Here is a 23,921-nt window from a genome sequence, read left to right on the forward strand (position 1 = left end):
TCAGTCCCGCATCACCTTCAGCTCGCCGTGTGGTCCACCCGTGCCGGTGAGGGCGAGGGCGCCGTCCCGGTCGGTGCGCAGCACCGTGGCTCCGGCGGAGCGCAGGGCGGCCATGGTGGAGGGGGCCGGGTGGCCGTACGGGTTGTCGGTGCCGCAGGAGATGAGGGCTAGGCGGGGGGCGGTAAGGCGGAGGAGGTCGGGGTCCTGGTAGGCCGAGCCGTGGTGGGCGACCTTCAGGACATCCACGTGGGACAGGTCGGCGGCCTGTGGGGTGCGGAGCAGCTCCTGTTGGGCGGGGGGTTCGAGGTCGCCGAGGAGGAGCAGGCGGAGGCCGGCGGTCTGGACGAGGAGGGTGATGCTGGCGTCGTTCGGGCCGTCCGGGGGCACCGGCTCGCCGGCCTGCGGCCACAGGACGCGCCAGGTGAGGGGGCCCGCTCGGCGTTCCTCGCCCGCTGCTGCCGTGGTGAGGGGAATGTGGTGGGCGGCGGCCTCGCGGCGTACGGACTCGGCCTGGTCGGCGGGTTCGGCGAACCCCGTGGTCTCGATCGCGGCTACCGAGCGGCCCCTCAGTACTCCGGAGAGCCCGCCTACGTGGTCGGCGTGGAAGTGGGTGAGGACGACGAGGGGAACGCGGGTGATGCCCAGTTCGCGCAGGCAGCGGTCGACCGGTGTCGGGTCGGGTCCCGCGTCCACCACCACACCGGCGCCCGCTCCGGCCGCCAGCACGGTGGCGTCGCCCTGTCCCACGTCGCACATGGCGAACCGCCAGTCGGGCGGGGGCCAGCCGGTGACCGCGCGGGTCAGCGGGGTGGGGCGTACGACCACCAGCAGCAGGAGCAGGGCGAGCGCGCCGCACCACCAGGGGTGCCGGATCAGGCGCCGTCCGAGGAGGGCGAGGACCACGGTGACGGCGGCCAGCAGCAGCGCCCCCGGCCAACTGCCCGGCCAGTCCACGCCCGCGCCGGGCTGGGCCGCGCCGGTACGGGCCACGGTGGCGATCCACCCGGCGGGCCAACCCGCGCACCACGCCAGCGCCTTGGCCAACGGCATCGACACTGGCGCCGCCGCCAGCGCCGCGAACCCGAGCACGGTCGCAGGCGCCACGGCCAGCTCCACCAGCAGGTTGCACGGCACCGCCACCAGGCTCACCCGGGCCGACAGCACCGCCACGACCGGCGCGCATGCCGCCTGCGCCGCCGCGGCCGCCGCCAGCCCCTCCGCGAGCCGGGCGGGTACCCCGCGCCGCAGCAGGGCCTCGCTCCAGCGCGGCGCCAGCAAGAGCAGCGCGCCGGTCGCCAGTACCGAGAGGACGAAGCCGTAACTCCGGCTCAGCCAGGGGTCGTACAGGACCAGCAGGAGTACGGCCGTGGCGAGCGCCGGTACGAGCGATCTGCGGCGGCCGGTCGCCAGGGCCAGCAGGGCGCCGGAACCGCAGGCGGCCGCGCGCAGCACGCTGGGGTCGGGGCGGCACACGATCACGAAGGCCACGGTCAGCGCGCCCGCGAGCAGGGCGGTGGTGCGCAGGGACAGGCCCAGGAAGGGAGCGATGCCCCGGCGTTCGGCGAGGCCGGCCATGCCCGGTGGGCCGATGAGCAGGGCCAGCAGGATCGTGAGGTTGCTTCCGGAGACGGCCAGGGTGTGCGCGAGGTCGGTCGCTTTGAAGGCTTCGTCCAGTTCGGGGGTGATACGGGAGGTGTCTCCGACGACCAGGCCCGGCAGCAACGCCCGCGCGTCCGGCGGGAGTTCCTCGGTCGCCTGCCGTAGTCCGGCCCGGAGGCGGCCCGCCAGCCGTTGCGGAGCGGTCGGGCCCGATGCGATTTCCGGTGGCGGACAGCTTCGTACGCGCAGGACGGCGGCGGTGCGGTCACCGGCCGTCGTGGGTGGCGCGAGCCTGCCGGTCAGGCGGAGTCGGGTGGAGGGCAGCAGCCGGATCCACGCCGCACGGGCCTCGGTTCCGCCGCCTCTCACTCCGGGCGCCGGTACGTCGGCGTCCACGACGAGAAGTACGGGACTCCGGGTGAGGGCCCCCTCCCCTCCCCCCGCCCCCTCCTCCCCCACCCTCCGCACCTCACCCCGCGCCAGCACCCCCACCGGCGCCGCACGATCCCCCCGCACCCGAGGCTTGCTCAGCCACGGGTCGCCGGTCAGCTCCACCTCGACCGCCACCGTGCCGAAGCTCCGCGCCACCTCCGGCACCGGCCCGCGCCGTACGTCGGCCCCGTGCAGCCCCGCCGAGACGGCGGACGCGGCGACGCAGAGCAGCACCGCCGCGACCGGAGCGCGATACCGGCCGGCCCCCACCCGAAGCAACGCGACCCCGACGACGAGGCACGCGCCCGCCACCCCGAGGCTCCACGCCAGCGGAACGTCCAGGACCAGTGCCGCCGTCGCCCACGCGGCGAGCGCGGGCGGTACGAGCCGCAGATCGACCGGGCCCTCCTGCCGGGGGTGGGAGTCGCCCTTCCAGCCGGGGTCGTGCTCGGCCGTCACGGCCCCACCCGTGCGCGGAGATCCGAGAAGCGCCGGTCACCGATGCCGTCCACCTGGCGCAGCTCGTCCACGGAGCGGAAACCGCCGTGCTGGGTGCGGTAGTCGATGATGCGCTGGGCCAGCACCGGGCCCACGCCGGGCAGCGTGTCGAGCTGTTCCACGGTCGCCGTGCCGAGCGACACCGGCGCCGAGGGGGTCGCCCCGGCTTGAGCGGGACCCGCGACAGCGCCCGGCACGCCCGACGCCCCCACCACGATCTGCTCCCCGTCCATCAGGAAGCGGGCCCGGTTCAGTCCCTCGGCCCGCACCCCCGGCCGCACTCCCCCGGCAGCCTTCAGCGCGTCCGCCACCCGCGACCCTGACGGCAGCCGCCGAATCCCCGGATCTCGCACCTTGCCGCCGACGTCCACCACGATCTGCGCGCCCGGTGACCCGATCGCCATCCCGGAACCCGCGCCCGGCCCCTTCTCCCGCACCGGAGCCTCACGCACCACCTGAGGCGCACTCACATTCTGCGTACGCCCACTCCAGAAATGCTGGGCGGCGAGTACAGCGGCCAGCACCAGCACCACACCGAGCGCGAGCACTCCCCGCCGCTCCACCCCGCAGCGCGCCTGCACCCACATCGGCACCCGGTCCCGCAGCGCGAGCCCAGTCCGCTCCCGCCGGCCGGAATCCGAGAGTGGACCCTCGCCGCACAAGGCCCCCGAGCCTGTCGGCGGCCCGCTCCCCGACTCCACACCCGCCTCACCGAACAGCCGCCCCGCCCGCCGGCGCACCTCCTCCCCCGGCACAGGTGAACGATGCCGGGCGCGACCGCGCTCAGGCGGACGGCGATGACGGACGCGGCCGTCGGAGGAAGGCCCCCTGCCGGGACCGCTGGTCGGAGTGGCCGCACGGGTCAGTGATCGAAGTGTCATGGCACGAGGATCGGACACTCCGCCAGCAAAAGTGGATCTTGGTCAATTCCCGTGGAAAAGAACCCCGTTGTGGATAACCCCGCCACCCTCACGGGTGAAGGGCGCCTCACCGAGGCGAGACCACGACCCCCAGCAGCCCGGGCCCCGTATGCGCCCCGATCACCGCCCCCACCTCGCTGACATGCAACTCTGCCAGCCCGGGCACCCGTTCACGCAGCCGCTCGGCCAACCCCGCGGCACGCTCGGGCGCGGACAGATGGTGGACAGCGATATCCACCTCCGCCCCGCCCGCCCGCTCCACCACGATCTCCTCCAGCCGGGCGATCGCCTTCGACGCGGTACGCACCTTCTCCAGCAGCTCGATCCGCCCGTTCTCCAGCCGGAGCAGGGGTTTGACGGCGAGGGCGGAGCCGAGCAGCGCCTGGGCGGTGCCGATGCGGCCGCCCCGGCGCAGATAGTCGAGGGTGTCGACGTAGAAGTGGGCGGAAGTCCCCGCGGCCCGTTTCTCGGCGGCGGTTACCGCCTCGTCGACCGTGCCGTCCGCCTCCGCAGCCTCGGCGGCGGACAGCGCGCAGAAGCCGAGTGCCATGGCGACCATGCCGGTGTCGACGACCCGGACCGGCACCGGTGCCTCGCGGGCCGCCAGTACGGCCGCATCGTAGGTGCCGGACAGCTCGGCGGAGAGGTGCAGGGAGACGATGCCGTCCGCGCCCGTGTCCGCGACCTCACGGTAGGTGCGGGCGAACTCCTCGGGGCTGGGGCGGGAGGTGGTGACCGGGCGCCGCTTCTGGAGGGCCTGGGCCAGGGAGCGGGTGGAGATCTCGGTGCCCTCTTCGAGCGCCTGGTCGCCGAGGACCACGGTCAGCGGCACCGAGGTGATGCCGTGGCGCTCCATCAGCCCCGGCGGCAAGTAGGCCGTTGAATCGGTGACGATAGCGACATGGCGGGACATGAGCTGGAGGTTACCTGCCGTCGCGCCCGCACGGCAGTCCGGCCCCGGACGAGGGCGCAGACGGTCAGGCGGTGCTCTCCGGGCGCGGCTTCTTCTGCCAGGGGTAGGCGGGCCGCGCGGCGGGCGGGGTGATCGCGGGCTGGGCTTCCGGTTCCCGGGGCCAGGTCTGGCGGCGGGCCGACGCTTCGTCGGTGGCGGCCGGGGCCTCGGGCCAGGGAGCGGCGGTCGGTGCCTGGGCGGTGGTCCAGTGGCGCAGGGCGCCCGCCTCGATGTCGATCTGACTGCTGAGGGAGTCCAGGTCGTCCTCCGCGAAGCGGCTCGCGCGGTCGCGGGCGGCCCAGCGCAGGGAGTCGGCGGAGGCGGTGATGCGCTCGGTGCGGGTGCGCAGCTCGGGCAGGCGGGCGGTGAGCGTGGCGCGGTCCGGCTCGGACTCCAGGTGCTTGAGGACGACGTCCAGCTCACGGCCGTGCACGCTGAGGCGCTCGAAGAGGCCGAGGGATTCCTTGAGCGACACGTCCTCGGCCGGGCCCGCGTACAGCGCGTCCTGGGTGGCGCGCATCGAGGTGCGCAGGGTGAGCCTGAGCTGGGCGATCTCGCCGGCCGGGCCGGGGCGGGTGAGCGACTTGGCGCGCAGGGTGTGGTCCTCGACGGTGCGGCGGCCCTGGGCGATGGTGCGGTCCACCTGGCGCTTGGCGGCGCCGACCGCCTTCACCGTGGCGTAGGTGCCGAGGACGACGAGCAGCACGAAGAGCACGGCGAACACGGTGATCACTGCTTCCATGACGTGTTCCTCCTCAGGCCGCGGCTCCGAGCCGCCTCGCTCACCACGGTAAACGCAACGGGCAGGCCCCGAGTTCCATCGGAACCCGGAACCTGCCCGTAGGGGATCACCCCGACACCCGGCGGACCGGGCGTTCAGCGAGGCAAGAACGCTCAGCCGCTGACGATGTTCACCAGCTTGGGCGCCCGCACGATCACCTTGCGGATCTGCGCCCCGCCCAGCGCGGCGACGACCTTCTCGTCACCCAGCGCGGCCTTCTCCAGCTCCTCGTCGGAGATGTCCGGCGGCACCTCCAGGCGGGCCTTGACCTTGCCCTTGATCTGCACGACGCAGGTCACGGTGTCGTCGACCAGGTACCGGGGGTCCGCCACCGGGAAGTCCTGGTGGACGACGGAGTCGGTGCGGCCCAGCTTGCGCCACAGCTCCTCCGCGATGTGCGGGGCCAGCGGCGCGATCATCAGCACCAGCGGCTCGGCGACCGTGCGGGGCAGCACGCCGGCGCTGCCGTATTCCTTGGTCAGGTGGTTGTTCAGCTCGGTGACCTTGGCGATGGCCGTGTTGAAGCGCAGGCCCTCCAGGTCCTGGCCCACGCCGTCGATCGCCTTGTGCAGGGCGCGCAGCGTGTCCTCGCCGGGCTCGGCGTCGGTGACGGTGAGGGCGCCGGTGTTCTCGTCGACGATGTTGCGCCACAGCCGCTGGAGCAGCCGGAACTGGCCGACCACCGCGCGCGTGTCCCAGGGGCGGGAGACGTCCAGCGGGCCCATCGCCATCTCGTACAGGCGCAGGGTGTCGGCGCCGTACTCGGCGGAGATCTCGTCCGGAGTGACGGCGTTCTTCAGGGACTTGCCCATCTTGCCCAGCAGCCGGGAGACCTTCTCGCCCTGGTACCAGAAGGCGCCGTCGCGCTCCTCGACCTCGGCGGCCGGGACGGCGATGCCCCGGCTGTCGCGGTAGACGTACGCCTGGATCATGCCCTGGTTGTACAGCTTGTGGAACGGCTCGGCGGACGAGACGTGGCCCAGGTCGAAGAGGACCTTGGACCAGAAGCGGGCGTACAGCAGGTGCAGCACGGCGTGCTCGGCGCCGCCGACGTACAGGTCGACACCGCCGTGCGGCATGCCCTCGCGCGGGCCCATCCAGTAGCGCTCGTTCTCGGGGTCGACCATCTGCCGGTCGTTGTGCGGGTCCAGGTAGCGGAACTCGTACCAGCAGGAACCCGCCCAGTTGGGCATGGTGTTGGTCTCGCGGCGGTACTTCTTCGGGCCGTCGCCCAGGTCCAGGGTGACGTGGACCCAGTCCTCGTTGCGCGACAGCGGGGTCTCGGGCCGGGTGTCGGCGTCGTCCGCGTCGAAGGTGCGCGGGCTGTAGTCCTCGACCTCGGGCAGCTCCAGCGGCAGCATCGACTCGGGCAGCGCGTGGGCGATGCCGTCCTCGTCGTAGACGATCGGGAAGGGCTCGCCCCAGTAGCGCTGGCGGCTGAACAGCCAGTCGCGCAGGCGGAAGTTGACGGTGCCCTCGCCGATGCCGGCCTCGGCCAGCCAGTCGGTGATGCGGGCCTTGGCCTCGGGTACGGCCAGGCCGTCCAGGGTGATGCCCTCGCCGGCGGAGTTGACCAGCTTCGCTTCGTAGGAGGCGAAGGCGTCGTCCCAGGCGTCGGTGTCGGTGCCGCGGCCGTCGGTCGGCTCGACCACGCAGCGGATCGGCAGCTCGAAGGCGCGGGCGAACGCGAAGTCACGCGTGTCGTGGGCGGGGACGGCCATGATCGCGCCGGTGCCGTAGCCCATCAGGACGTAGTCAGCGATGAAGACCGGAACCTGCTCGCCGTTCACGGGGTTCACCGCGAACACACCGGTGAAGACACCGGTCTTGTCCTTGGCCTCGGCCTGGCGCTCCACGTCGGACTTGGCGGCGGCCTGCGCGCGGTAGGCGGCGACAGCCTCGGCCGGGGTGGCGTGGCCGCCGGTCCACGCGTCGTGGGTGCCCTCGGGCCACGCCTCGGGGGTGAACTTCTCCACCAGGGGGTGTTCCGGGGCCAGCACCATGTAGGTCGCGCCGAACAGGGTGTCGGGGCGGGTGGTGAAGACGGTGATGCGCTCGCCGTCGACGGGGAAGTCGACGCGGGCGCCCTCGCTGCGGCCGATCCAGTTGCGCTGCTGCAGCTTGATGGCCTCGGGCCAGTCCAGCCCGTCCAGGTCGTCCAGCAGGCGGTCGGCGTAGGCGGTGATGCGCATGTTCCACTGGCGCAGCTTGGCCTTGAAGACCGGGTAGTTGCCGCGCTCGGAGCGGCCGTCGGAGGTGACCTCCTCGTTGGCCAGCACGGTGCCCAGGCCGGGGCACCAGTTGACCGGCGCGTCGGAGGCGTAGGCCAGGCGGAACTCACCCAGCACGTCGGCGCGCTCGGCGGCGGTCAGCTCGCTCCACGCGCGCGTGTGGCCCGGTACGGGACGCTCACCGGACTCGAAGAGGGCGACCAGCTCGGAGATCGGGCGGGCCTTCTGCGCCTCGTCGTCGTACCAGGACTCGAAGATCTGCAGGAAGATCCACTGGGTCCACTTGTAGTACTCCGGGTCGATCGTGGCGAACGACCGGCGCTTGTCGTGGCCCAGGCCCAGCCGGCGCAGCTGGGCCTTCATGTTCTCCATGTTGGCCTCGGTGGACACGCGCGGGTGCGTGCCCGTCTGCACGGCGTACTGCTCGGCGGGCAGGCCGAAGGCGTCGAAGCCCAGGGTGTGCAGGACGTTGTGCCCGGTCATGCGCTGGAAGCGGGCGTAGACGTCGGTGGCGATGTACCCCAGCGGGTGGCCGACGTGCAGGCCGGCGCCGGAGGGGTAGGGGAACATGTCCATGATGAACTTCTTGGGCTTCGCCGCCAGCGCGGGGTCGCCCGCCAGGTCACCGGTGGGGTTCGGCGCGTCGTAGGTGCCGTCGACGTCCCAGAAGTCCTGCCAGCGTGCTTCGATCTCGGCCGCCAGGGCGGCCGTGTAGCGGTGCGGCGCGGCCTCCGCCGACGCGGCAGCGGTGGCGGCGGGGTTCGTCTCGCTCATGATCCTCAAAGCTCCATCGATCGTCTCTGCCCGCGGAAACGAAAAAGCCCCTCACACAGGAGGGGACGCCGCGCCGATGCCGACCGTCCGTTGCGACCGGCGGTCGGTACTGATCAGCGCGGCTCGCTAAGCAGAAGGCGTACAGCACGCATGGCGCTAGGGTACCGCAGCCCTTGAGCAAGCCGCGACGCGCTTGCGTATGCAGGTGAGACATGTCCGTACGGCCGCCAGATCTGAATCCGGGTCAAGGATTACTTCGCGTAACAGTCACTAAGGGACGACGCCGCAGGTGATTCGTCCTTTGATAACAACGCAATAACTCAAACCTCGTACTGATCGGTATGGCTCCACCTAGAGTTCGGCAGCGGGACCGCCTTCCCGAAACTGCTCGGAGTTGCCCCCATGAACCCTCGTCGTAGTAACAGCTCGCTCCCCAAGCCCGGCCGGTCGGCCTATGGGGTGGCGTCCGCTGTCTTCCTGCTGCTCATACCCGTGGTCGTGCTGGTGGGAGGCAGCCAGTTCCAGGAGTTCCTGAACTTCGGCGCGGGCGTGCTGTCCCTCGTCTCGCTCAGCTGCTCGGTCATCTGGGGCCTGGTCGCCCAGGACCGGGTCCTGCTGAACACCCGCCAGCGGATCATCGGCCAGGCGGTGCACCGGACGACGGCGGTCGCCTCGATCGCGTTCCTGCTGCTGCACATCACCACCAAGATCGTGCTGGACCACACCCAGCTGGTCGCGGCCCTCATCCCCTTCTCCCTCGGCGTCACCGGCAGCGGCGGTCTGATCGGCCTGGGCTCCCTGGCCGGGCTGCTGATGGTCTTCGTCGGCGTCACCGGCGCCCTGCGCAGCAACTTCGCCGCCCCGGCCCCCGTGGCCGCCCGCTGGCGCGCGATGCACATGCTCGCCTACCCGGCGTGGTGCGCGGCCCTGGTGCACGGCCTCTACGCGGGTCGCCAGGCCAAGCCGATCTTCGTGATCCTCTACAGCCTCTCCCTGCTCGGCGTGATGGCCGGCCTCGCGCTGCGCGCCGCGCCGCGCCCGGTCAAGCGCAAGCTCGCCGACCGTCTGGTCGGCCTCTTCGGGGGCGGCGAGCGCCTCGACCTGGACCGCCTGGAGGCGAGCCGCAACCGGATGTCCGAGCCGGGCTTCGACAACCGGCGCGAGCCCCGCAGCGCCCCCTCCGGCGGGAGCCCGCTTTACCAGTCCCCGGCCGCCGCCCCGGCGGACCCCGCCCCCGGCTTCGCCGCCGCCTACCGCACGGCGAACACGCCGGGCACCCCCCAGCAGCCGTACGGCGCCGGCCAGGGCGGACGCCGGGACACCCCCATGGACGCGCGGCCGACCGAGGCGATGCCCCGCATGGCGAACCCCTCCGGTCCGGCGGGCCCCGGCTCCAGCTGGCCGGTGCCGTCCCCGCCCCCGGTCCGCGAGGCCCCGCCGTCCTCCTACGACCCGCTCCAGGACACCGGATACAACATCCCCGCCTATGGCAATCCGGGCACCCCCGGATACGGCGGAAGTGATGTGTACAACACCGGTGAGACGAACGCCCGGTACGGGACGTACAACTCCTCCGAAACGTTCAACAGCGGTCCCGCCTCTGAAGCGACCCCCGGCGCCGGCTATGACGCGCCGGGTTCGGGCGAGCCCTGGAACACGCCTTCCGGAGGCCATAGGTGAACGAGGCCCTGCCTGACGTCCCCGAAGTCCGCGTGGTCGGACTTCCCCAGCTCACGTCGGGTTTCGACCTTGTGGAGCGGCTCGATCTGCCCATGCATCTGAAGGTGCACGGGCCGCTCGAGCCGCTCGGCGGTGAACAGCTCGCGCAACTCTCCGAGAGCATCAACCTGAAGGGCCGCGGCGGCGCGGGCTTCCCCTTCCACAAGAAACTCCGCTCGGTCGCCGAGTCGGCGATCAAGAAGGGCGTACGCCCGGTCGTCGTCGTCAACGGCAGCGAGGACGAGCCCGCCTGCCGCAAGGACACGGTGCTGATCAACCGTGCCCCGCATCTCATCCTGGACGGCGCGCTGCTGTGCGCCGAGGCGATGGGCGCGCGCACGCTGGTGATCGGTGTGACCCGTGAGTCCACCCAGCGCTCCATGGAGGCGGCCCTCGCCGAGCGCGGGCTGAGCAACTCCCGCCGCTCGGCCCTGCGCGCCTGGGTGCAGCGCAACCCGGTCCGCATGGTCACGGGCGCCGCCGCCTCCCTGATCCGCTCGGTGGACGGCGGCCCGGCGATCCCGCCCGGCCGCAAGATCAGCGCCTCCCAGAGCGGCGTCGGCGGGGTGCCCACCCTGCTCTCCAACGCGGAGACCTTCGCGCAGCTGGCCATCGCCGCCCGCATCGGCCCCGAGCGCTACGGCAACACCGGCCTGTACGACGAGCCGGGCACGGTGATGCTGACGGTGTCCGGCGCGGTCGCCCGCCCGATGGTGATCGAGGCCCCCACGGGCGTGCCGCTGCGCTACATCCTCCAGCTGGCCGGCGCCCCGCCGGTGCCGCAGGGCGTGCTGACCGGCGGCTACCACGGCAAGTGGATCGACGCGGCGACGGTGAACGAGGCGGTCGTCTCGCGCAACTCGCTGGACGCGGTGGGCGGCGCGCTCGGCGCGGGCGCGATCCTGCCGATCAGTCAGGAGACGTGCCCGCTGGGCGAGTCGCTGCGGGTGGCGCAGTGGCTGGCCGACGAGAGCGCCGGGCAGTGCGGCCCGTGCTACCTCGGACTGCCCGCCGCCGCGCGGGGCATGGAGGACATCATCAACGGCGGCGGCCCGGCCGCGCTGGAGGCGCTGAAGCAGGTCGCCAAGAACGTGAAGCGGCGCGGGGCGTGTTCGCACCCGGACGGCTCGGCGATGTTCCTGGAGTCGACCATCAAGGCGTTCACGGACGACCTGGCCGCCCATGTCCTCGGCAACGGCTGCGGACGCCCCGTGGAGGGCGTGCTCCCGCTGTTCGAGGGGGGTCAGCTCCCCGCCGGGATCACGGGAGGCGCCGCGCCGGAGGAGGACGGCGGCAGCCGCCAGAAGATCTACGTCGACTGGACGCTGTGCCGGGGCCACGGCCTGTGCGCGGACATCCTCCCGGAGGTCTTCGAGCTGGGCGCGGACGGCTTCCCGACGGTCGCCCAGGCCCAGGTGCCGCGCTACGCCGAGGCGAAGGCACTGCGGGCCGTACGCCGCTGCCCGGCGCTCGCCCTGCGGATCGAGGAGGACACCCGCGGCCAGGCGCCCGCGCGGAACCTCCCGGTGGTCTCCCAGGGCCGGGGGCGACGCGCACTGGGCCGCTGACAGCGGTGATGTACGGCGGCGGGGTCATCCGAGATGGATGGCCCCGCCGCCCGCATATGAAGCAGCCAACACGACGAAGGCGGACCGTCTTTACGACGATCCGCCTTCGTTTTCTGTGGAGCTAAGGAGAATTGAACTCCTGACCTCCTGCATGCCATGCAGGCGCTCTACCAACTGAGCTATAGCCCCGTGCTGTTTTCCGCCCGGTTTCCCCGGCGGCGATGCCAACATTACACGGCCCCGGGGGTGGAACACCAAATCGGTTCCGGGCCCGACCCCGTACGAACAGAATGTCCGTTATGCCGTCACGAAGGAGTAGAACCGCTTGAGCGTGCAGTGCTCCTCCAGCAGCCGCCCGTAGATCGGCTCGCCCTCCAGCTCGCGGTACGTCTCGATGGGGTCGCCTTTTATGATCAGCGCCCGCGCGCATTCCTCGCACCAGTACTGGTAGTCGGGGTTGATCGGCTCCATGTCGCGGACGATCGGGGTGCCGCTCCCGCACCAGTCGCACTTCCGCCTGTGTGCACCCATCGCTCAGCTCCAGCTGTGGCCGCAGGCCGTGCACACGTAGGAGATTCCGCCGTTGTCGCCGAGGACTTGGGCCACGTGCGCGGAACCGCAGGAAGGGCAGCTGAGCCGGGTGGCCGTGTCCCGTATCCACGCCGCCCCGAGGAGGTTGCCGACCTCCCCAAGGATGCTCGCAGGCATCGCCACTCCCTCCCGTCGGGCCGAGCCCCCTTCCGGCCGTCTGATTCTGCCACGGCCGGGCCTGCACGGTCAGCGACGCCTCAGTACCGGTCCGGACACGGTCGCCCCTGCGCTGACCCCGTTCGCAGAGGTATACGACCATGGAACGTGAACGACTCAAGCGGGGGACAAGCAGAAGATCCCGCCCCTCGAAGGGACGGGATCTTCATCACCGATCTCTGACCACTCTGTACGAGTGTCGATCTGTGGAGCTAAGGAGAATTGAACTCCTGACCTCCTGCATGCCATGCAGGCGCTCTACCAACTGAGCTATAGCCCCTCGCGTTCTTCCCGCGCGGCGGGGCGAACAAGAAGAACTTTAGCCTGTGACCTGCCGGAAAGTGAAATCCGGGTCCCGGGGCCCCCACCAGGGGGCTTTCCGGCGCGGCTCAGTCGTCGTCGCCGAGGACCGGCTCGGGCAGGCTGCCCGCGTTGTGCTCCAGCAGCCGCCAGCCGCAGGCGCCCTCGCCGAGCACGGACCAGCAGCAGTTGGTCAGACCGCCGAGGCTCTCCCAGTGGTGGGACTCCAGGCCGAGCAGCCGGCCGATCGTCGTGCGGATGGTGCCGCCGTGGCTGACCACCACGAGGGTGCCGTCCTCGGGCAGCTTCTCCGCGTGCCGCAGCACGACGGGGGCGGCCCGGTCGGCGACCTCGGTCTCCAGCTCGCCACCGCCGCGCCGGACCGGCTCGCCGCGCTTCCAGGCGGCGTAGTCGTCCCCGAACCTGGCGATGATCTCGTCGTGCGTCAGGCCCTGCCAGGCGCCCGCGTAGGTCTCCCGCAGGGCCTCGTCGCGGACGACGTGCAGGCCGGTGAGGGCGGCCAGCTCGTCGGCCGTGTCCGAGGCGCGCTTGAGGTCCGAGGCGATGATGGCGTCCGGCCGCAGCGAGGCCAGCTGCCGGGCGGCCCGGCGGGCCTGGGCGACGCCGGTCCCGGTCAGCTCCACGTCCGTGGTGCCCTGGAAGCGGCGTTCCACGTTCCAGGCCGTCTGGCCGTGCCGCCACAGGATGACGCGGCGGCCCCCGCCCGGTCGGTCGGTCACCTCACCGGTGGCGCTCATCAGCGCCCCTGGCCGGGCTCGTCACCGGCCTCGTCCGCGTTCAGCTTGGCGTGCTCCTCGCCCTTGCCGCGGGTGGCGCGGGCCTCCTCGGGCAGCTCCAGCTCGGGGCAGTCCTTCCACAGGCGCTCCAGGGCGTAGAAGACGCGCTCCTCGCTGTGCTGGACGTGGACGACGATGTCGACGTAGTCCAGCAGGATCCAGCGGGACTCGCGGTCGCCCTCGCGGCGGACGGGCTTGACGCCGCGCTCCTTCAGCAGGCGCTCCTCGATCTCGTCGACGATCGCCCGGACCTGGCGGTCGTTCGGGGCGGAGGCCAGCAGGAACGCGTCCGTGATCGACAGCACGTCGCTGACGTCGTAGGCGATGACGTCGTGGGCGAGCTTGTCGGCGGCCGCCTGGGCGGCGGTGTTGATGAGGTCGAGAGAACGGTCGGTGGCGGTCACTGTGCGGCTTTCGTTCGAGGACGGGGGTGTGATGACGAAGAGTTCGGGGCGGGCCTGCCGGGCGCGGGGCGCTTTCCGAAAGGCACCGGAACTCCAAGGGTCTCACGGGCGGCCGGGCGCACCCCACGTGTTCCGGTGCTCACATGGGGTGTGCCGCGTGCTGTCAGGAGGTGCCGGGCCGGTAGTCCTGGCCGAGGACGACGAGGACGTCGGCGCCGGAGGAGACCGCGCCCTTGGTCACCGAGCCGGCGGGCAGGCCCAGGGTCTTGGCGACCTCGGCGGCGTTCTGCTTGTCGGCGGCGTCGGCGTAGACCACCTTGGACGCGGACTGGGCGCCGGAGGCGGTGCCGCCCTCGATGAAGCCGAAGCCGCCGCCGAGCAGGACCACGCGGGCCTTCTCGGTGTCGCCCTTGGTGCCGGTGCCGTTCTGTACGGCGACCCGGACCGCGGAGCCGGCGTCGGGGCTCTTGGCGGTGCCGCCCAGGATGTTCTTGACCACGCTGTCACTCGTCCCGGCGGTCAGCGTGCCGTCGGTCTGCACCGGCAGCGGGACCGTTCGGTACTTCCCGTCCTTGGCGAGGTCGGCCAGCTTGGCGAGGAAGGTGCCCAGGTCCTTGTCGGTCAGCGGCGGGTCGAGGATCTGCGCGAGGGTCTGCACGGTGGTCGTCGCGGCCGACGGGTCGGAGGACAGCTTGCGCAGCGCGCCCTGCATGACCTGGCCGAACCGCGCCAGCTGGGCGTTCTCGGTCTCGCCGGGGCCCCGGTAGGTGGCGTAGGCGACGGCCATCTTGCCGCTGAGGGTCTGCCCCTTGCCCTGGTGGACGAGCGGGGCGTCGCCCTTCTTCGTGGTGTCGGGGTCGGGCACGTCGGTGTCGGTGTCGATCTCGATGTTGCCGACCAGCTCGACGAGGTTCTGGAGATACGGCGTGTCCAGGCGCCAGGTGCCCTGGATGTCGGTGCCGAGGACGGTGTCGAGCTGGTCGCGGGTGCCGGAGGAGCCGTCGTCGTCCACCGACTTGGCGAGCGTGGTGGTGGTGCCCGAATCGTCGGTCAGCGCGAGGGAGTTGGGGAGCAGGACGGTGGTGCCCCGCTTGGTGGTGGCGTTGTCGACCAGCAGCAGGGTGGAGGTGTCGCGCTTGCCGGTGTTGTGCAGGTGGACCACGATCACGTCGCGCTTCTGGGCGCCCGCGGCCGTGGTGGTGCCGGTCCCGGCGCCGGGCGAGGAGACTCCGGGCAGTTTCCCGTCGTACCAGAGGTAGCCGACGCCGCCCGCCACGACCAGGGCGAGGACGGCGCCGAGGGCGATGATCCGGCTGCGGGTGCGGCGACGGGCCTCCTCGCGGCGCTCGGTGCGGTTCTCGGTGAACTTCAGCCAGTCGATGACGTCCTCGGACTCGCCGTCCGGCTCCTCGGCGAACGCGAACTCCCCGCCCTCGCCCGCCTCTTGGCGCTCCGGTCCGGGCGGGGGCGCCTGTGTCTCGGGCTCCTCGCGCGGCTGCGGCTGCGGCTGGGCGCCGGGGCCGGTCTGCTGCGGGATGTGCGCCGTCCGCTCGGTGACCCTCGGCTGCTGCCCGCCGGCCGCCGCCTGCCCGTAGGGGTCGTAGCCGGACGCGGGGTCCTGGCCGCCGTTCCCGTACGGGTCGTAGGGGGCGCCCTGGTTCCCGTAGGGGTCGTAGGCGGGGGGTACGGGCTGCTGCCGGCCGGTGTCGTAGCCGCCCTGGGCGTACCCCTGTTGCTGCCCGTAGGGGTCGTAGGTCTGCTGCGGCGTCCGGCGGGGCGGGACCTGCTGGTACACGGGGCGGCCGTAGTCGTCGTAGCCGACGATCTCGTACTGGTCCTCACCTCCGTAACTGTCGTCGCCGTACCCAGCTTCGTATCGGTCGTTCACCGGTGCCCCTCTCGGCTCACTCGCCGCGGTACAGCTCACGCTTGTCGATGTAGCGGACGACCCCGTCCGGGACCATGTACCAGATGGGGTCGCCCTTGGCGACTCTCGCCCGGCACTCCGTGGAGGAGATGGCCAGCGCGGGCACCTCGACCAGGGAGACCCCGCCCGCGGGCAGGCCGGCGTCGGTCAGCTGGTGGCCTGGGCGGGTGACGCCGACGAAGTGGGCGAGGGAGAAGAGTTCCTCGGAGTCGCGCCAGGTCAGCAGCTGGGCCAGGGCGTCGGCACCGGTGATGAAGAACAGGTCGGTGCCGGGGTTGAGGGCGCTCAGGTCGCGCAGGGTGTCCACGGTGTAGGTGTGACCGCCGCGGTCGATGTCGATGCGGCTGACGGAGAACTGCGGGTTCTCCGCGGTGGCGATGACCGTCATCAGATAGCGGTCCTCGGCCGGAGAGACGTTTCGGTGCGACTTCTGCCAGGGCTGGCCGGTGGGCACGAACACCACCTCGTCCAGCCGGAACCGGGCGGCGACCTCGCTGGCCGCCACGAGGTGTCCGTGGTGGATCGGGTCGAAGGTGCCGCCCATGACGCCGAGCCTGCGCCGGTCCGTGCGGGCGGGGCCGTGGTCCGCCGTGCTCCCTGCCGGATCGTTCACGGTGCCCTCCGCCGGACCGGTAGGCATGTCCTGCTCTCCCATGCGTGCAGACCCTACCGGCCCGGCCTGCGGCTTCTCGCCGGGGACCGGTCGGGCTTCAGCGGTCGCGGTTGAAGCGGGTGGTGATCCACAGCAGGAGCAGCAGGATGACCAGGGCGCCGCCGCCGGTGATCGCGGGGTTCAGGCTGTTGTGGTTGCCGCCGTGCTCTGAGCCCTCGGCGGCGAGAGTGACCAACTGGGCAGCGGTGCTGTGGAAGCTCATCTTCGGCAGGACCTATCGCGTGTGGGCGGGATAAAGACGTCGGTTCATCGTAAGCGGGTGCTCCCCCGACGATCACGCCGACTCCGGCAAAGGGCCCTGGGGACGGGCCGCGCGGGAACCTCGGCCGCGGGTCAGTCGTCCTTCTGCTTGTAGCCGCGCAGGAGGAACCAGGCGGTCAGCGCGCAGCCCAGGACCATCACGATCAGGACGATCCGGAGCAGGTTTCCCGGCCCCTGCTGCTGGACGGCGCTCGCGGCGGCCTCGGTCAGCCGGGCGGCCGCGGGGTGGTGCTGCATGAGGTGACTCCTTAAGGGTGCTGCCCGTCCACGGTATCTCCGCCTAGGCTGGGCCCGGTCCGGGGGGCGCAGCGGGTTTCCGAGACGCAGGGGGAAGACATGTCCGACGACCGCCACGAGCAGGCCGGCCGCGAGCAGGTGCCGGGCAGGCGCCGCACTCGCTTTCCGGGGATCTCCTCGCGGGCCTACGAGCATCCGGCCGACCGGTCCGCGCTGGTGGCCCTGCGCAAACTGACCGGTTTCGACACGGTGTTCAAGGCGCTGAGCGGGCTGCTGCCCGAGCGGAGCCTGAAGCTGCTGTTCCTGTCCGACTCGGTGCGGGTCTCCGACCGGCAGTTCGCGCACCTGAGCGACATGCTCCGCGACGCCTGCTACATCCTGGACCTTCAGAAGGTCCCGGCGATGTACGTCACCCAGGACCCGAAGCCGAACGCGATGTGCATCGGCCTGGACGAGCCGGTCATCGTGGTGACCACCGGTCTGGTGGAGCTGCTGGACGAGGAGGAGATGCGGGCGGTCGTCGGGCACGAGGTGGGCCACGCGCTGTCCGGCCACTCCGTCTACCGCACGGTGCTGCTGTTCCTGACCACGCTGGCGCTGAAGGTGGCGTGGATTCCGCTGGGCAATGTGGCGATCATGGCGATCGTGACGGCGCTGCGGGAGTGGTTCCGCAAGTCGGAGCTGTCGGCCGACCGGGCCGGGCTGCTGGTGGGCCAGGACCTCCAGGCGTCGATGCGCGGCCTGATGAAGATCGCGGGCGGCAACCACCTGCACGAGATGAACGTGGACGCGTTCCTGGAGCAGGCCGAGGAGTACGAGTCCGGGGGCGACCTGCGGGACTCGGTGCTGAAGATCCTGAACGTGCTGCCGCGCTCGCACCCCTTCACCACGATCCGGGCGGCCGAGCTGAAGAAGTGGGCCGCCTCCCGCGACTACCAGCGGATCATGGACGGCCACTACCCGCGCCGCGAGGAGGACAAGGACGCCAGGGTCGGCGAGTCCTTCCGGCAGTCCGCGTCGAGCTACGCGAGCGAGGTGCGGACCAGCAAGGACCCGCTGATGAAGCTGGTCTCGGATCTCGCCGGCGGTGCGGGCGACCTGGGCGGCCGGGTCCGCCGGGGCTTCAACGGCTTCGCCGGCCAGGCCCCGCCGAAGGACGCGCCACCGGAGGACGGCCCGGCCGCGGGCTGAAGCACCCCGGGCGCGCTCACACGTGCGGCTGGGCGGAGTCGGCGAGCGTGCCGCACAGGGCCGCGGCGCCGGTCCCGTAGGGGTCGGTGCCGGGCGGGCCGCCCGGCTTGGCCCGCTCACCGGCGAGCAGGGGCCGCAGATAGGCGCTGGTGTCCCCGTCGCAGGAAAGCGGGCCCGCCTGGGTGCTGGAGGAGGTCAGCCGGGTCTGGCCGACGCGCAGGGTGTCGCGGTCGAAGCGGAAGGTCAGCTCGCGGCGCACGGTGAACAGCGAGACCGGGGTCCTGGCCGCGGTGCCGGGGGCGCGCAGGGCGTAGACGAAGGTGCTGTCGGCCACGACCTGGAGGGTGGCCGCGTCGGTCTCGCTCACCCGCAGGGCGCCTCGGGCGCGAATGTCGTCGTCGGCGAGGGCGGTGCGGGCGGGGTCGAAGCGGACCATCCAGCCGGTGGGCGCGTGCCTCCCGTCGGCGGCGGGGGCCGCCATGCTCCGGTCGAACTGGTCGAGCTGGCCGGCGTCGATCAGGGCCCGTACGGGGCGGACCTGGCGGCCGGTGAGGACGTCGGGGTCGAGCGCGGAGTGCAGGAGGTACTTGCGGGCGGTGTCGAGGGCCGCGAGGACCTGGCTGTCGGAGAAGTGCGCGGTGGGCTGGGAGGGGGGCAGCGGAATCCCGGCGAGGCCCACGGCGAACCGGGCGGCGGGGCTGCGTGCGTACAGGGACCGGGCGTCGGGGGCGCCGGGCACCTCGCCGCGCGGGGCGAGCGGGACGACGGTGATCCGCAGCGGTTCCGCGGAGCGTCTGGGGGGTGTTGAGCCGTACGGGTGGCGGAAGCCCAGGAAGACGGCGGTGCCGAAGGCGACGGCGACCAGCAGGAGCAGCACCAGCGCCTGCCGGGGGAGGCCCCGGCGCAGGGGCGGGCGGCGGCGGACGGCGGGGGCGTGGTCGCTGACGCGTTCGCGGGCGGAGGACTCCTGGAGCCGGGCAGCGCGGACGAACGACTCGTCGAACACGACGGATCGGTACTCGTCCTCGGCACCTCCGGGGCCGCCCTCGGGTGTCCCCTCCGGTGGGTCTCCAGGCCCGCCCATACCTTCAGGGTAGGTCGCGGGGGGCTCGGGTAAACGCGCTGGTGCGCGACAACTTATGACAGGTTCCCACCAAAAACGCCGGGCGGGCGTCAGGGGGTGCGCGGGATCGCGGAGACGGTTGGCCGGGAGTAGTCGGCGGAGACGGAGGGCGCGGCCACGCCGTCCCGGCCGAGGCCGGTGGAGGCGGGGGCGGGCACCTGGTCGCGGGTGCCGGAGGAGGCGCCCCGGTAGACGGCGGCGAAGGCCAGCGCGACCATGCCGATGCCCATCACCACGGCGAGCACCCAGGCCACGGGCCGGTGCCAGCGGATCTTTCCGTAGGCGCCGAGGGGGCCGTCATGGCCGTCGTAGGCGTAGCGGCCGTCCGGGTCGTCGTCCAGGTCGTGGCCGAAACCGCTGCCCTCGGGGCCGTAGCCCTCGTCGTAGGGGTCGGCGGGGGCGTGGGTGCGGCGGGCGTCGGTCTCGGACGCCTCGGCTCTGGCCTCGGCGGCGGCGAGGAGGCGTTCCACGGCGGTCGGCTCGTGGATGGTGGCGGCGGCGACGAAGGCCGCGTCGAACACCACGGAGGCGAACTCTTCGTCCGGCACCCCGTGGTCGTGGTCGTCGTCGGGCTCCCAGCCGTCAGGGAACGGCGTGCCCCCCACGTCCTCCGGCACGGGTCCAGAGTAGACCTGGGGGGTCAATTTGGGCAGACGGTACGGAAATTCGACCGTCGTCCCGTGTCCGTCGTGCGGCGGTGCTCAGGGGCGTACGTGGCCGTCGCCGGTGACGATGTACTTGGTGCTGGTCAGCTCCGGCAGGCCCATGGGGCCCCGGGCGTGCAGCTTCTGGGTGGAGATGCCGATCTCCGCGCCGAAGCCGAACTGGCCGCCGTCGGTGAAGCGGGTGGAGGCGTTCACGGCGACGGTGGTGGAATCCACCAGTCGGGTGAAGCGCCGGGCCGCCTGCTGACTGGTGGTGACGATCGCCTCGGTGTGACCGGAGCTCCACAGCCGGATGTGCTCGACGGCCTTGTCGAGGGAGTCCACGACGGCGGCGGCGATGTCGTACGACAGGTACTCCGTCTCCCAGTCCTCGGGGACGGCCTCCACCACGGTCGCCCTGCTGCCCTCGGCGTGGGCGAGGACGCGCGGGTCGGCGTGCACGGTGACCCCGGCCTCGGCCAGCGCGTCCAGGGCGCGGGGCAGGAACTCGGCGGCGATGTCCTGGTGGACCAGGAGGGTCTCGGCGGCGTTGCAGACGCTGACCCGGTGGGCCTTGGAGTTGATCAGGATGTCGATGGCCATGTCGATGTCGGCGTCGGCGTCCACGTAGACGTGGCAGTTGCCGGTGCCGGTCTCGATGACGGGGACGGTGGACTCGCCGACCACGGTCTGGATGAGGGAGGCGCCGCCGCGCGGGATGAGCACGTCGACGAGCCCGCGGGCGCGCATCAGCTCGCGCACGCTCTCCCGTCCCTCCCCCGGCACCAGCTGTACGGCGTCGGCGGGCAGCCCGGCGCCCCCGACCGCGTCCCGGATCACCCGGACGAGGGCGGTGTTGGACTCGTAGGCGGAGGCGGAGCCGCGCAGCAGGACGGCGTTGCCGGACTTCAGGCAGAGCGCGGCGGCGTCGACGGTGACGTTGGGCCGGGCCTCGTAGATGATGCCGACGACGCCGAGCGGGACGCGGACCTGGCGCAGGTCGATGCCGTTGGGCAGGGTGTTGCCCCGGACGATCTCGCCGACCGGGTCGGGCAGCTTCGCCACGTCGCGCACGTCGGCGGCGATGGCGCGGACCCGCTCGGGGGTGAGGGTGAGCCGGTCCACGATCGACTCGCTGGTGCCGTTCTCCCGTGCCTTGGCCACGTCACGGGCGTTGGCGGCCACGATCTCGGCGGTGCGGACCTCCAGCGCGTCGGCCACGGCGAGCAGTGCGTCGTCCTTGTCGGCGCGCGGGAGCGGCGCGAGGTCGGCGGCGGCCGCCTTGGCCCGGTAGGCGGCCTGGGTGACCGGCGAGAGGGAGTCGTACGGGGAGAGCGTGGTCATGGGGGAAGGGTAGTGCGGGGAGGGCGGCGCTCCGGGGGCTGTTCCACACGGCGAGACATGGCGCAAAGCCCCGGGACTCAGAAGGGGTGGACCCCTACGGGTGTGGCCGGTGCGGGCCCGTAGCCCTCGGCGATGCGCTGGTGGTAGGTCTCGCGGTCGATGACCTCCAGGCCGACGATCTCCCAGGGCGGCAGTCCGGCGGTCTGCCGGTGCTCGCCCCACAGGCGCAGCGCGACGGCGGCCGCGTCGTGCAGGTCGCGGGCCTCCTCCCAGTACCGGATCTCCGCGTGGTCGCCGGCGTATCTGCTGGTCAGGAGGAAGGGGTGGTCATGGGCGAGCTGTTCCAGGGCCCGCCGCAGATCCTGTACGGGGACGTGTTCCCCGGAGACGCTGAGGGTGACGTGCCACAGGCGGGGCAGGTCCTTGGGCTCCTCGTAGGTGTCCCCGGCCGCGACGCTCGTCAGAGCACCGCGCGACGCCGCCCCAGGACGGACTCGTCTCACGACGGCCTCCTTCACGCATGGCCCCTTGACGGAACGTGTCCCTTCAACATGTCCCCGCAACAAAGTTGAGCAGGCCGCAGGGCTCCGCGTGGCGGTTTTACGGAACGTCCCCCACCGGGGTCGCCCGGTGTGCCCGGCCCGGCGGGCGCCCGGCCGGCGGTCAGGGGTGCAGGAGTACCAGGTCGTCCCGGTGCACGACCTCGCGTTCGTAGGCCGGGCCCAGCTCGCGTGCCAGCTCGCGGGTCGAACGCCCGAGCAGCTGGGGCAGCTCCCTGGCGTCGAAGTTGACGAGCCCGCGCGCCACCGCGTGCCCGGCGCGGTCGCGCAGCTCGACCGGGTCCCCGGCGCTGAACTCGCCGGTGACGGCGGCGATCCCGGCCGGCAGCAGCGAGCTGTGCCGCTCGACCACCGCGCGCACGGCGCCGTCGTCCAGGGTGAGGGAGCCTCGCGGGGTGGAGGCGTGCTGGAGCCAGAGCAGCCGGCCGGCGGAGCGCTTGCCGGTGGGGTGGAAGCAGGTGCCGGTGTCGCCGCCCGCGAGGGCGTCGGAGGCGTGGACGGCGTTGGTGAGCACCACGGGGATGCCGGCGGCGGCCGCGATCCGGGCGGCCTCGACCTTGGTGACCATGCCCCCGGTGCCGACGCCCGCCTTGCCCGCGCTGCCGATCTCGACCCCGCTGAGGTCGGCCGGGCCGCGCACCTCGGCGATGCGGGAGGTGCCGGGGCGGGCGGGGTCGCCGTCGTAGACGCCGTCGATGTCGGAGAGGAGGACCAGCAGGTCGGCGTGGACGAGGTGGGCGACGAGGGCGGCGAGGCGGTCGTTGTCGCCGAAGCGGATCTCGTCGGTGGCGACGGTGTCGTTCTCGTTGACGACCGGGAAGGCGCCCATCGCCAGCAGTTTGTCCAGGGTGCGGGAGGCGTTGCGGTGGTGGGCGCGGCGGCTCATGTCGTCGCTGGTGAGCAGGACTTGGCCGACGCGGACGCCGTAGCGGGCGAAGGAGGCGGTGTAGCGGGCGACCAGCAGGCCCTGGCCGACGCTGGCGGCGGCCTGCTGGCGGGCGAGGTCCTTGGGGCGGCGGTCCAGGCCGAGGGGGGCGAGTCCGGCGGCGATGGCGCCGGAGGAGACGAGCACGATCTCCCTCTCCCCGCCGCCGCGGGCCTTGGCCAGCACGTCGACCAGCGCGTCCACGCGGTCCGCGTCGAGTCCGCCCGCGGCGGTGGTCAGCGAGGAGGACCCCACCTTGACGACGATCCGCCGGGCCTCGCCCACGGTCTGCCTTGCGCTTGCCACCTTGCCCGCTGTCCTCTCGCCCCGGTCCGGCTGCCGTGCCCGCAATCTACGTGAGTGGGAGCGGCCGGTGCAGCCGGGTTTCAGCAGGCGGACGGCCCGCCCGGTGAAGGTACCGGGTGCGGGCGGGGCACGTTCTGCGACCATGGAGCCCATGCGAGACGGCGGTGCGGTGCGAGCGGTTGCGGCTGCGGTGGGCGGGGTGTTGCTCGTCCTGGGTGTGGCGGGGTGCGGGGGTCCGGAGAAGCCAAGGGGTGGGGATTCCAGTGCCGCGCGGGCCCAGGACGACAGAAAGGCGCCCGAGGCCGACCTGAAGCGCGTGCCCGGCGTCGGTGACCGGCTGTGGAAGCGTGTGCCCGAGGAGTCCCGGCAGGTGCTGGTGGTCTCCGGCGAGGGGCGCGACTCGGCGGACTCGGACGCGGCGCTGTACACGAAGAAGGGGTCGACCTGGACGCGGGAGCGCGCCTGGGCCACCCACAACGGCCGCAAGGGCTGGACGACCGACCACCACGAGGACGATCTGCGCAGCCCCGTCGGGGTGTTCACGCTGAGCGACGCCGGCGGGGTGCTGGCCCAGCCCGAGGCCAGGCTGCCGTACACCGAGTCGGCCGCCTTCCAGGCGCCGCGCTACTGGAAGAAGTCGTACTGGCACGACTTCGATCTCGTCATCGCCATCGACTACAACCGCGTCAAGGGCACCCCGCCCAACGACCAGACCCGGCCGCAGGGTCAGTCCAAGGGCGGCGGCATCTGGCTGCACATGGACCACGGCAGCGGTACGTCGGCGTGCGTGAGCCAGTCGAAGGCGGACATGGAGTATCTGCTGCGCACCCTCGACCCGGCGCGGCATCCGGTCGTGGTGATGGGCGACAAGGCGGATCTGAAGGTGTGAATCCCGTGAATTACGTGAATCCTCGGGAGCCCTGAAGCAGCCCTGAGCGGCCCTGAGCGGCCCGGGAACGCGAAGCGCCGGTGCGGATGTCCGCACCGGCGCTTTTCGTCGTGCCGGGG

At 72.3% G+C, this 23,921-nt stretch carries 22 protein-coding genes and 2 tRNA genes; 4 read left to right on the forward strand and 20 right to left on the reverse strand.

Annotated features, from left to right (window positions below; translation table 11 throughout):
• The 5 genes from ACIGA3_RS03480 to leuS all read right to left on the reverse strand — a co-directional run bounded on the left by ACIGA3_RS03480 (nt 1) and on the right by leuS (nt 8,187).
• Complete coding sequence (locus ACIGA3_RS03480) at nt 1–2,490, reverse strand: ComEC/Rec2 family competence protein (RefSeq protein ID WP_399710103.1); 2,490 nt, start codon at nt 2,488–2,490, stop codon at nt 1–3.
• Nucleotides 2,487–3,410, reverse strand: coding sequence for a helix-hairpin-helix domain-containing protein (locus ACIGA3_RS03485; RefSeq protein WP_399710105.1), 924 nt, complete (start codon nt 3,408–3,410; stop codon nt 2,487–2,489). The genes ACIGA3_RS03480 and ACIGA3_RS03485 overlap by 4 nt, the downstream gene beginning before the upstream one ends.
• Nucleotides 3,411–3,516: 106 nt before the next feature.
• Nucleotides 3,517–4,362, reverse strand: coding sequence for a DegV family protein (locus ACIGA3_RS03490; RefSeq protein ID WP_399710107.1), 846 nt, complete (start codon nt 4,360–4,362; stop codon nt 3,517–3,519).
• Between the two features lie 64 nt (nt 4,363–4,426).
• Nucleotides 4,427–5,143 carry a hypothetical protein gene (locus ACIGA3_RS03495; RefSeq protein ID WP_399710109.1) on the reverse strand — a complete coding sequence of 239 codons (717 nt, stop codon included), beginning with the start codon at nt 5,141–5,143 and terminating at the stop codon, nt 4,427–4,429.
• Between the two features lie 152 nt (nt 5,144–5,295).
• Nucleotides 5,296–8,187, reverse strand: coding sequence for a leucine--tRNA ligase (gene leuS, locus ACIGA3_RS03500; RefSeq protein WP_399710111.1), 2,892 nt, complete (start codon nt 8,185–8,187; stop codon nt 5,296–5,298).
• Nucleotides 8,188–8,589: 402 nt separating this feature from the next.
• Here leuS and ACIGA3_RS03505 point away from each other — a divergent pair, with 402 nt between their 5' ends.
• Nucleotides 8,590–9,867 (forward strand): cytochrome b/b6 domain-containing protein, encoded by a 1,278-nt coding sequence (locus ACIGA3_RS03505; RefSeq protein ID WP_399710113.1) that lies wholly within the window; start codon nt 8,590–8,592, stop codon nt 9,865–9,867.
• Nucleotides 9,864–11,474 carry an NADH-ubiquinone oxidoreductase-F iron-sulfur binding region domain-containing protein gene (locus ACIGA3_RS03510; protein WP_399710115.1) on the forward strand — a complete coding sequence of 537 codons (1,611 nt, stop codon included), beginning with the start codon at nt 9,864–9,866 and terminating at the stop codon, nt 11,472–11,474. Before ACIGA3_RS03505 ends, ACIGA3_RS03510 begins: the two co-directional genes overlap by 4 nt.
• A gap of 116 nt (nt 11,475–11,590) precedes the next feature.
• Here ACIGA3_RS03510 and ACIGA3_RS03515 read toward each other — a convergent pair.
• The 10 genes from ACIGA3_RS03515 to ACIGA3_RS03560 all read right to left on the reverse strand — a co-directional run bounded on the left by ACIGA3_RS03515 (nt 11,591) and on the right by ACIGA3_RS03560 (nt 16,820).
• Nucleotides 11,591–11,663, reverse strand: a tRNA-Ala gene (locus tag ACIGA3_RS03515).
• Nucleotides 11,664–11,771: 108 nt separating this feature from the next.
• Nucleotides 11,772–12,005: a hypothetical protein gene (locus ACIGA3_RS03520; protein ID WP_006136074.1), complete on the reverse strand. Its 234-nt coding sequence runs from the start codon at nt 12,003–12,005 to the stop codon at nt 11,772–11,774.
• A 3-nt stretch (nt 12,006–12,008) separates the two neighbouring features.
• Complete coding sequence (locus tag ACIGA3_RS03525; RefSeq protein ID WP_399710117.1) at nt 12,009–12,182, reverse strand: hypothetical protein; 174 nt, start codon at nt 12,180–12,182, stop codon at nt 12,009–12,011.
• Nucleotides 12,183–12,428: 246 nt separating this feature from the next.
• Nucleotides 12,429–12,501, reverse strand: a tRNA-Ala gene (locus ACIGA3_RS03530).
• 109 nt (nt 12,502–12,610) lie between these two features.
• On the reverse strand, nt 12,611–13,279 hold the full coding sequence (locus tag ACIGA3_RS03535) for a histidine phosphatase family protein (protein ID WP_399710119.1): 669 nt from the start codon (nt 13,277–13,279) through the stop codon (nt 12,611–12,613).
• Nucleotides 13,279–13,722, reverse strand: coding sequence for a ribosome silencing factor (rsfS, locus tag ACIGA3_RS03540; protein WP_399710121.1), 444 nt, complete (start codon nt 13,720–13,722; stop codon nt 13,279–13,281). The genes ACIGA3_RS03535 and rsfS overlap by 1 nt, the downstream gene beginning before the upstream one ends.
• A 163-nt stretch (nt 13,723–13,885) precedes the next feature.
• On the reverse strand, nt 13,886–15,610 hold the full coding sequence (locus ACIGA3_RS03545) for a LytR C-terminal domain-containing protein (RefSeq protein ID WP_399710123.1): 1,725 nt from the start codon (nt 15,608–15,610) through the stop codon (nt 13,886–13,888).
• Between the two features lie 16 nt (nt 15,611–15,626).
• Entirely contained in the window at nt 15,627–16,304 is a 678-nt protein-coding gene (nadD, locus tag ACIGA3_RS03550; RefSeq protein WP_399710125.1) for a nicotinate-nucleotide adenylyltransferase, read from the reverse strand.
• A 55-nt stretch (nt 16,305–16,359) separates the two neighbouring features.
• Nucleotides 16,360–16,524, reverse strand: coding sequence for a hypothetical protein (locus tag ACIGA3_RS03555; RefSeq protein WP_217463361.1), 165 nt, complete (start codon nt 16,522–16,524; stop codon nt 16,360–16,362).
• A 131-nt stretch (nt 16,525–16,655) separates the two neighbouring features.
• Nucleotides 16,656–16,820, reverse strand: a complete 165-nt coding sequence (locus tag ACIGA3_RS03560; protein WP_399710127.1) for a hypothetical protein — start codon at nt 16,818–16,820, stop codon at nt 16,656–16,658.
• A 99-nt stretch (nt 16,821–16,919) separates the two neighbouring features.
• Here ACIGA3_RS03560 and ACIGA3_RS03565 point away from each other — a divergent pair, with 99 nt between their 5' ends.
• A complete protein-coding gene (locus tag ACIGA3_RS03565) occupies nt 16,920–18,011 on the forward strand; it encodes a M48 family metallopeptidase (protein ID WP_399710129.1) in 1,092 nt (363 codons plus the stop codon).
• Nucleotides 18,012–18,027: 16 nt separating this feature from the next.
• Here ACIGA3_RS03565 and ACIGA3_RS03570 read toward each other — a convergent pair whose 3' ends face one another.
• The 5 genes from ACIGA3_RS03570 to proB all read right to left on the reverse strand — a co-directional run bounded on the left by ACIGA3_RS03570 (nt 18,028) and on the right by proB (nt 22,892).
• The gene (locus ACIGA3_RS03570; RefSeq protein WP_399710131.1) at nt 18,028–19,095 is read right to left on the reverse strand and encodes a hypothetical protein; all 1,068 of its coding nucleotides are present in this window, start codon (nt 19,093–19,095) and stop codon (nt 18,028–18,030) included.
• Nucleotides 19,096–19,184: 89 nt separating this feature from the next.
• The gene (locus ACIGA3_RS03575; RefSeq protein WP_399710133.1) at nt 19,185–19,751 is read right to left on the reverse strand and encodes a hypothetical protein; all 567 of its coding nucleotides are present in this window, start codon (nt 19,749–19,751) and stop codon (nt 19,185–19,187) included.
• An 84-nt stretch (nt 19,752–19,835) separates the two neighbouring features.
• Complete coding sequence (locus ACIGA3_RS03580) at nt 19,836–21,122, reverse strand: glutamate-5-semialdehyde dehydrogenase (protein ID WP_399710135.1); 1,287 nt, start codon at nt 21,120–21,122, stop codon at nt 19,836–19,838.
• A gap of 77 nt (nt 21,123–21,199) precedes the next feature.
• The gene (locus tag ACIGA3_RS03585; RefSeq protein WP_388993569.1) at nt 21,200–21,625 is read right to left on the reverse strand and encodes a hypothetical protein; all 426 of its coding nucleotides are present in this window, start codon (nt 21,623–21,625) and stop codon (nt 21,200–21,202) included.
• A gap of 160 nt (nt 21,626–21,785) precedes the next feature.
• Entirely contained in the window at nt 21,786–22,892 is a 1,107-nt protein-coding gene (gene proB / locus ACIGA3_RS03590) for a glutamate 5-kinase (protein WP_399710789.1), read from the reverse strand.
• 172 nt (nt 22,893–23,064) lie between these two features.
• Here proB and ACIGA3_RS03595 point away from each other — a divergent pair, with 172 nt between their 5' ends.
• Nucleotides 23,065–23,802, forward strand: a complete 738-nt coding sequence (locus tag ACIGA3_RS03595) for a L,D-transpeptidase family protein (protein ID WP_399710137.1) — start codon at nt 23,065–23,067, stop codon at nt 23,800–23,802.
• Nucleotides 23,803–23,921 lie beyond the last annotated feature (119 nt).

The sequence above is a fragment of the Streptomyces sp. NPDC085596 genome (assembly GCF_044541565.1).
Taxonomy (GTDB): Bacteria; Actinomycetota; Actinomycetes; order Streptomycetales; family Streptomycetaceae; genus Streptomyces.